Genomic DNA, 7741 nt, shown 5'->3' with positions numbered 1-7741 from the left:
GCTGGTCGCCGACGCGGCTGGCCGCCGCCAGGGCTTTTCCAGCACAGCCACCGTCAGTGGCACCTGGCCAGCACAGGCCGCACCCGGTGCAGCCGCACCGGCACCCGCCGCCCTGCCAGCGCCACCGAGTTTCTGGCTGGCCTGGCTCGGCGCCCTGCTGGGCGGCATGATCCTGAACCTGATGCCCTGTGTGTTTCCGGTGCTGGCGATCAAGGTGGTGAGCTTCACCCGCCACGCCAACGACACCGCCGGTCACCGCGTCAGTGGGCTGGCCTACAGCGCCGGGGTGTTGCTGTCGTTTCTGGCCCTGGGCCTGTTGATGTTGGCCCTGCGCAGTGCTGGTGAGCAACTGGGCTGGGGCTTTCAGTTGCAATCACCCGCGGTGGTGGCGGCGCTGTCGGTGCTGTTCACGGTGATGGGGCTGAATCTGGCCGGGCTGTTCGAGTTTGGCCAGTTTGTGCCCAGCAGCGTGGCCTCGCTGGAAGCCAAAAACCCGGCGGCCAATGCCTTTTTGTCGGGCGTGCTGGCCGTGGTGATCGCCTCGCCCTGCACCGCCCCGTTCATGGGCGCCTCGCTCGGTCTGGCCCTGGGCCTGCCGGCCTGGCAGGCCCTGCTGATTTTTGGCGCACTCGGGCTGGGCATGGCGCTGCCCTACCTGGCCATCAGCTGGTCGCCGACACTGGCGCGCCGGCTGCCGCGGCCGGGCGCCTGGATGGACACCTTCCGCCACGCCATGGCCTTCCCGATGTTTGCCACCGTGGTCTGGCTGGTGTGGGTGCTGGGCCAGCAAACCGGCATCCATGGCGCCAGTGCCCTGCTGGCGCTGCTGGTGACCCTGGCCCTGGTGTTGTGGTCACTCTCCTTGCAGGGCCGCAGCCGCCTTGTCATCACTACATTTTCAATAGCAATCTTTACCCTGTTGACGTGGGCTATCGGCCCTAATGTCATCAAGACAACACCGGTTGCCAGCGCCACCAGCCAAGAACGCTGGCAGGCCTGGGCGCCGGGCAAGGTCGAACAGGTGCTGGCCACCGGCACACCGGTGTTTGTCGATTTCACCGCCGCCTGGTGTGTGACCTGCCAATACAACAAGCAGACCGCGCTGGCCGATGCCGGGGTCCTGGCCGACTTCGACGCCAAAAAGGTAACCCTGCTGCGTGCCGACTGGACCCGCCGCGACCCCACCATCACCGCCGCGCTGGCGCAACTGGGCCGCAATGGGGTGCCGGTGTACGCGCTCTACAGTCCCGGGCGAACACCCGTGATCCTGTCCGAAATCCTGTCAACCAGCGACCTGCACCAGGCCTTGGCCGGACTGGCCCCCAAGTGAATTCCTGTCCCTAAAATAGGTTTTTTTGATCCTGGTCAGCGCTCTTCGTGTCGCTCTAAGGAATTCTTAAGACTGGCTCGCTAAGCTCTCGCTACAAGCCAAGGAGCCCATGTCATGTCACTTAAAAACGCTGTCGTTGCAAGTCTCATCGTTCTGTCCTGTGTCAGCGTTTGGGCCGATGGCGGCCCGGTGACGCCGCTGCTGCCCAAGATGGAACAGGAATGTGCCAATTGCCACATCGCCTACCGACCGAATTTTCTGCCCAAGTCATCCTGGCAACAGGTCATGCGTTCACTGGACAAACATTACGGCGCCGATGCCTCACTGTCCGAGGCCGACACCCGGGAAATCACCGACTGGCTCAACACCGTGGCCCAGGAACTGGGCGAAGCCCCACCCAACAACCGCATCACCGAGGCATTCTGGTTCACCCGCAAACATGGCACCAAACACATCCGACCCGAGGTCTGGCGCCGGGCATCGGTCAAAAGTCCATCCAACTGTCAGGCCTGCCATGTCGATGCCGCCAAGGGCGACTTCAACGAACACAACATCCGCATCCCGCGCTGAACCTGCGGGCTGCAGCCGCCTATTTTTTGTTTGATCCACTGAAAGGAAATACCATGAAATTCACATTCCATACCTCTGCCCTGCTGGCTTGCGCGGCCTTGGCTTTGCCGCTGGTCGTCAGCGCCAACCCGATCCTGGATGGCTACAAAGCCGAAACCAAGGGCACCTTCAGCGCCGCGGCTGGCGAAAAGCTGTACAAAACGGTCGGCCCGAACCAGTTGTCCTGCGCGTCGTGCCACACCGACTCACCCAAGAATGCCGGCAAACACGCCAAGACCAACAAGGCCATCGACCCGCTGGCACCCAGCGCCAATGCCCAGCGTTTCACGGATGCCGCCAAGGTTGAAAAATGGTTCAAGCGCAATTGCAATGACGCCCTGGGCCGGGCCTGCACCACCCAGGAAAAGGGTGACTTCATGACCTACGTGCTGTCGGTCAAATAAGGTGGCCTTCATGAAACTCGTCAAATCCCTGTTGTTGGTCACGCTGGCGCTTGCTGCGGTCGGCGTGCAAGCCAAATACAACGGTGAAGACCGGGGTCGCCCGGTCATGCCCGCTGAAATCAACGCCAAGATGCAAGCCGAGTGTTCGGGCTGTCACATGGCCTTCCCGCCTGGCCTGCTGCCTGCAGCATCGTGGAAAAAAGTCATGACCGGCCTGGACAAGCATTTTGGAACAGACGCCTCGCTGTCGGCCGCCGACACCAAGGAAATCACCGATTACCTGGTGAAATATGGCTCCAACCGCTGGACGGCCAGCACCGCGCCCCTGCGCATCACCGAGAGTGAGTGGTTCAAGGCCAAGCACCTGAGTGGTGAAATCAGTCCGGCGGTCTGGAAACGCGAATCCGTCAAGAGCGCTTCCAACTGCATGGCTTGCCATAGCGGCGCGGACAAAGGCGACTACAACGAGCGCAATATCCACATTCCCAAGTAACCAGCGTCAACCACGCCAGCGCCAGCTGGCGTTTGTTTGAGGTATCAGCTCTTTTTTTTCCTGAAAGCCAGGCTCATGCAACGCACCCTGATCTGGGATTTGCCCACCCGTTTGTTCCACTGGACGCTGGCGTCCAGTTTTGCCATCGCCTGGCTCACCAGCGAAGGTGACCGCTGGCATGCGGTGCATGTGTTTGTGGGTTACCTGATGTTGGGGCTGGTGGGTTTTCGGGTGTTATGGGGCTTTGTCGGCTCGCACTTTTCGCGCTTTGCCTCATTCTGGTTTGGCCCACGCGAGGCCTTTGACTACCTCAGGCAGGTGGCCAGTGGTCACGCCGCCCGCCATGTGGGTCACAACCCCACGGGCAGCCTGGCCATTTACATTTTGCTGGCCCTTGCGCTGACAGTTGGGTTCACCGGCATCACCACCATGGGCGGGGATGAACAGCAGGGTATCGCTGCCGGTTGGTTCAGCTTTTCACAGATCAGGCTGTTGAAGAAACTGCACGAGGCCGGCGCCGTCCTGATGCTGCTGGTGGTCATCACCCACATCGCCGGGGTGGTGGTGGAAAGTGTGCTGCACAAGGAGAACCTGGCCCGCTCCATGGTCACGGGCATCAAGCTGGCTGAACCTGGCACCCCGGTGGCGTCCAGCCACAGGCTGGTGGCGCTGGTCATGCTGGTGACCATGCTGGGTTTTGGCGGCTGGTGGTTTTCTTATACCCTGGTCCCGCAAGCGGACAGACCAGCGGTCAAGTTTGTCGGACAGCAATTGCCGGACAACGCGCAATGGCGCGAGGAATGCGGCAGTTGCCATGCGGTGTTTTACCCGGCATTGTTGCCGGCGCGCTCCTGGCAAAAGATGATGGCCGAACAGGACAAACACTTTGGTTCGGACCTGGGTCTGGACGCGGCCACCACCCAGGCCGTGCTGAAGTTCCTGGTGGACAACGCTGCAGATCGCCATCAGACCGAAGCCGCGTTCAAGATTGACCGCTCCGTTGCCAGTGGGGACACGCCACAGCGCATCACCGAAACCCCTTACTGGATCAAGAAACACCGCGACATTGCCGGCGCCGACTGGGCCAACCCCCTGGTCAAAAGCAAGAGCAACTGCGCGGCCTGCCACCTGGACGCGGACGCCGGCACGTTTGAGGACGGCGCCATGCGAATCCCCAAGGCCCCGGCCGCCGGGACCTCTGGCCCCCAGCCTGCTGCCGCCAAACCCTGACTCTTTGGAACATCCCCGGCGGGCTGTGCCAGGCGCCGCTGTGGTGGCCTGGGCACGGCTTGCGATAATCCCTGCCATGAACACATCCAGCCCTTCTTTTGCCCCCCTTCAAAACGACACCTTCCTGCGCGCCTGCCTGCGCCAGGCCACCGACTACACACCGATCTGGATGATGCGCCAGGCCGGTCGTTTTCTGCCTGAATACCGCGCCACCCGCGCCAAGGCCGGCAGCTTCATGGGGCTGGCCACCAACACCGACTACGCCACCGAAGTCACCTTGCAGCCGGTCGACCGCTTTCCGATTGATGCGGCCATTTTGTTCAGCGACATCCTGACCGTGCCCGATGCCATGGGTCTGGGGCTGTCATTTGCCCTGGGTGAAGGCCCCAAGTTTGCCTCCCCCGTGCGTGACGAAGCCGCCGTCGCCAAGCTCGAAGTGCCCGACATGGCCAAGCTGCGCTACGTGTTTGATGCCGTCACCTCCATTCGCAAGGCCCTGAATGGCCGGGTGCCGTTGATCGGCTTTTCCGGCAGCCCCTGGACGCTGGCCTGCTACATGGTCGAAGGCGGCGGCTCAGACGACTACCGGCTGGTCAAGACCATGCTGTACAGCCGCCCGGACCTGATGCACAAAGTGCTGCAAATCAATGCCGACGCGGTAGCGCTGTACCTCAACACCCAAATCGAAGCCGGGGCCCAGGCCGTGATGGTGTTTGACAGCTGGGGCGGCGTGCTGGCCGATGGCGCCTTCCAGGAATTCAGCCTGGCCTACACCCGCCGGGTGCTCGCGCAACTGCACAAGACTTGGAACGGTGTGCGCATTCCCAGTATTGTGTTCACCAAAGGCGGCGGCCTGTGGCTGGACGAGATGGCGGCACTGGACTGCAACGTGCTGGGGGTGGACTGGACCGTCAACCTGGCCAGGGCACGTGCCCAGGTCGGTGGCAGCAAGGCCCTGCAAGGCAACCTGGACCCGAACGTGCTGTTTGCCCCACCGGCCCAGATCGAGGCCGAAGTGTGCAAGGTGCTCGACGCCTTTGGCGCCCCCCACCGCGGCCCGGGCGAGGGGCCGACCCACATTTTCAATCTGGGCCATGGCATCAGCCAGCACACGCCGCCCGAGCATGTGGCGGCCCTGGTCCAGGCGGTGCACGAGCATTCCCGGCGCATGCGCAGCGCGAGCTGACCGTCCAGGGACGCCCTAGCACTTTTGCACCCGTTTTTGTCAATCATCAGACAAAAAAATTTGTAACTTATGCACAAAAATGAGAGCGGCCGATCAAGACGGCACTGCGCTGCCCGGCTCTCGCTACCAAACGAATAGCAATCGTAAGTTGTTGATTTATATAGGCATTTGAAATTTGCATGTTTTTTGAGCAGGTTAACCAAAGCCTTGATTTACAAGGCTCGGCAGCAGCTATTGACGATCTATCAACAAAGTTATCCACAGAAAAGTTGAATGACCTGCAAAACCTCGCAGAATCAATGACTTAAGGCCACTTTCACAAGTTCACTTGAACAATACAGCCCGACCGGACCTGCCCATGCCCTCCCCGCTTACGGTGTTGGTGCACACCCCGGCCTATAGCCAGGTGGGTGGTGCGTTGAGTTATTTGAGCGATCAGCCCTTGCCGGCAGGTACCCTGGTCCGGGTGCCGCTGGGCCAGCGTGAGCTGCTGGGGGTGGTGTGGGATCACGCTGATCCCGGGGCGGCATCCACCGCGCTGGACCCGGCCAAGCTGCGCCCCATCACCGCCGCGCTGGATGCGCTGCCACCGCTGACATCCGCCTGGCGGGCATTGATTTCGTTTGCCGCGAGTTATTACCAGCGCTCCGCCGGCGAAGTGGCGCTGGCGGCACTGCCCCCGCAATTGCGTGACCTCAACGCCCTGCAACTGGCCCGGCGCTTGAAAAAGCAGGCCAAGTTGAGCCACCCAGTGTCGACCGAGACCTCAGCCTCCTCAAAAAACACTATAGATTCAATAGCATTAACTGAAGAACAGACGCGGGCTATCGGCCAATTTCATTCACATGCCGGGCCATTTTTGCTGTTTGGCGCCACCGGCAGCGGCAAGACCGAGGTCTTCATGCGCTGTACCGCCGACCTGCTGGCCGGCTCGGACATGGCCCAGGCGCTGGTGATGGTGCCTGAGATCAACCTGACACCACAGCTGGAAGAACGCTTCAAAAGCCGTTTCAGCGCGCAATACGGTCCGGATGCGGTGGTGTCGATGCACAGCGGCATGACACCAGCGCAACGGCTCAAAAGCTGGCTGGCAGCCCACAGTGGTACGGCGCGTATCGTGCTGGGCACCCGCATGGCGGTGTTTGCCTCGCTGCCGCACCTGGCCCTGATCGTCGTCGATGAGGAGCATGATCCCAGCTACAAGAGCCACGAAGGGGCGCGTTACTCGGCGCGCGACCTGGCGATCTACCGCGGCAAGCTCGAAGGTGCCAAGGTGCTGCTGGGTTCAGCCACACCGTCACTGGAGAGCTGGTACCACAGCCGCCCGGCCAGCGACGGCGGGCGTTACCTGCGGCTGGAGATGCCCAGCCGGGTCGGTGCCAATGCGGTCCTGCCACTGGTGCGCCGGGTCGACATGAACCACCAGCCCAAGGCCTGTGTCATTTCACCGCCACTGCTCGAGGCCATCAGCCAACGTATTGCCAACGGTGAACAAAGCATGGTGTTCCTGAACCGGCGCGGCTACGCCCCGGTGCTGCACTGCACCGACTGCGACTGGAAGAGTGAATGCCCACACTGCAGCGCCTACCGCGTGTTCCACAAGATCGACCGCACCCTGCGCTGCCACCACTGCGGCCAGGCGGAACGGGTGCCACGCGCCTGCCCGGCCTGTGGCAACCCCGACATCGCGCCACTGGGGCGCGGCACCGAGCGTCTGGAAGAACACCTGGCACAACTGCTGGCCGGCGTCACACGCCCGGAGGGTTCCGCGGTGCGCATCGCCCGCATTGATGCCGACACCACCCGGCTCAAGGGTTCACTGGAATCCCAATTGGCGCAGGTGCATGCGGGCGAGGTGGATGTGCTGGTGGGCACCCAGATGATTGCCAAGGGGCATGACTTTCGTCGCATCACGCTGGTGGCGGCCATCAACCCGGATGGAGCCCTGTTTTCCAGCGACTTCCGCGCGCCGGAGCGTTTGTTCAGCCTGCTGATGCAGGCGGCGGGCCGTGCCGGGCGCGACGCCAGCCAGACCCGGCGCAGTGAGATGTGGGTGCAGACCTTTCACCCGACCCACCCCTTGTTTGAAGCGCTGAAACGCCACGACTACCCGGCCTTCGCCCAGTCGCAACTGGTCGAGCGCCAGCAGGCCGGCATGCCACCGTTCAGCTTCCAGGCCCTGGTGCGGGCCGAGGCGCGCACCCAGGAAGCCGCCCAGGCTTTTCTGAATGCGGCCAGACAAGCCAGCGCCGAACTGCCCGAAGCCGCACCGCTGCTGCCCCACATCACGCTGTACCCGGCGGTGCCGATGAGCATCCAGCGTATTGCCAATGTGGAACGGGCCCAGATGCTGATCGAGAGTGCGTCGCGCTCGGCCTTGCAGCGTTTCCTGGGCCTGTGGCAAACCACCCTGCACGCCACCCGTGCCCAGCCCGAGGGCAAGGGGCTGATCCGCTGGGCGGTGGACGTGGACCCGCTGGCGATTTGAT

The 7741-nt window shown here is 62.6% G+C and carries 7 protein-coding genes; all 7 read left to right on the top strand.

Annotated elements, in window-relative coordinates; genetic code table 11:
• Positions 1 to 1330: thioredoxin family protein (locus PHW99_RS04200; RefSeq protein ID WP_300174094.1), on the top strand; the 1330-nt coding region annotated here is incomplete at its 5' end.
• A 114-nt stretch (positions 1331 to 1444) separates the two neighbouring features.
• On the top strand, positions 1445 to 1900 hold the full coding sequence (locus PHW99_RS04195; protein WP_300174093.1) for a cytochrome C: 456 nt from the start codon (positions 1445 to 1447) through the stop codon (positions 1898 to 1900).
• Positions 1901 to 1953: 53 nt separating this feature from the next.
• Positions 1954 to 2343 carry a DUF1924 domain-containing protein gene (locus PHW99_RS04190; protein ID WP_300174092.1) on the top strand — a complete coding sequence of 130 codons (390 nt, stop codon included), beginning with the start codon at positions 1954 to 1956 and terminating at the stop codon, positions 2341 to 2343.
• 10 nt (positions 2344 to 2353) lie between these two features.
• Positions 2354 to 2836 (top strand): diheme cytochrome c, encoded by a 483-nt coding sequence (locus tag PHW99_RS04185; RefSeq protein ID WP_300174090.1) that lies wholly within the window; start codon positions 2354 to 2356, stop codon positions 2834 to 2836.
• Between the two features lie 75 nt (positions 2837 to 2911).
• Positions 2912 to 4066 (top strand): cytochrome b/b6 domain-containing protein, encoded by a 1155-nt coding sequence (locus tag PHW99_RS04180; protein WP_300174088.1) that lies wholly within the window; start codon positions 2912 to 2914, stop codon positions 4064 to 4066.
• A 76-nt stretch (positions 4067 to 4142) separates the two neighbouring features.
• Positions 4143 to 5252, top strand: coding sequence for a uroporphyrinogen decarboxylase (gene hemE / locus PHW99_RS04175; protein WP_300174087.1), 1110 nt, complete (start codon positions 4143 to 4145; stop codon positions 5250 to 5252).
• Positions 5253 to 5610: 358 nt separating this feature from the next.
• The gene (priA, locus tag PHW99_RS04170) at positions 5611 to 7740 is read left to right on the top strand and encodes a primosomal protein N' (RefSeq protein WP_300174085.1); all 2130 of its coding nucleotides are present in this window, start codon (positions 5611 to 5613) and stop codon (positions 7738 to 7740) included.
• The last annotated feature ends 1 nt before the right edge of the window (position 7741 follow it).

The sequence above is a fragment of the Rhodoferax sp. genome, assembly GCF_028689305.1.
Classification (GTDB): domain Bacteria; phylum Pseudomonadota; class Gammaproteobacteria; order Burkholderiales; family Burkholderiaceae_C; genus Rhodoferax.
The sequence above is the reverse complement of the archived record's forward strand: the minus strand, read 5'-3'. Positions and strand labels throughout refer to the sequence as shown.

Coding starts and splice junctions, on each gene's coding strand:
- PHW99_RS04195 (WP_300174093.1), top strand. CDS start 1,445: ATGTCACTTAAAAACGCTGTCGTTGCAAGTCTCATCGTTCTGTCCTGT.
- PHW99_RS04190 (WP_300174092.1), top strand. CDS start 1,954: ATGAAATTCACATTCCATACCTCTGCCCTGCTGGCTTGCGCGGCCTTG.
- PHW99_RS04185 (WP_300174090.1), top strand. CDS start 2,354: ATGAAACTCGTCAAATCCCTGTTGTTGGTCACGCTGGCGCTTGCTGCG.
- PHW99_RS04180 (WP_300174088.1), top strand. CDS start 2,912: ATGCAACGCACCCTGATCTGGGATTTGCCCACCCGTTTGTTCCACTGG.
- hemE (WP_300174087.1), top strand. CDS start 4,143: ATGAACACATCCAGCCCTTCTTTTGCCCCCCTTCAAAACGACACCTTC.
- priA (WP_300174085.1), top strand. CDS start 5,611: ATGCCCTCCCCGCTTACGGTGTTGGTGCACACCCCGGCCTATAGCCAG.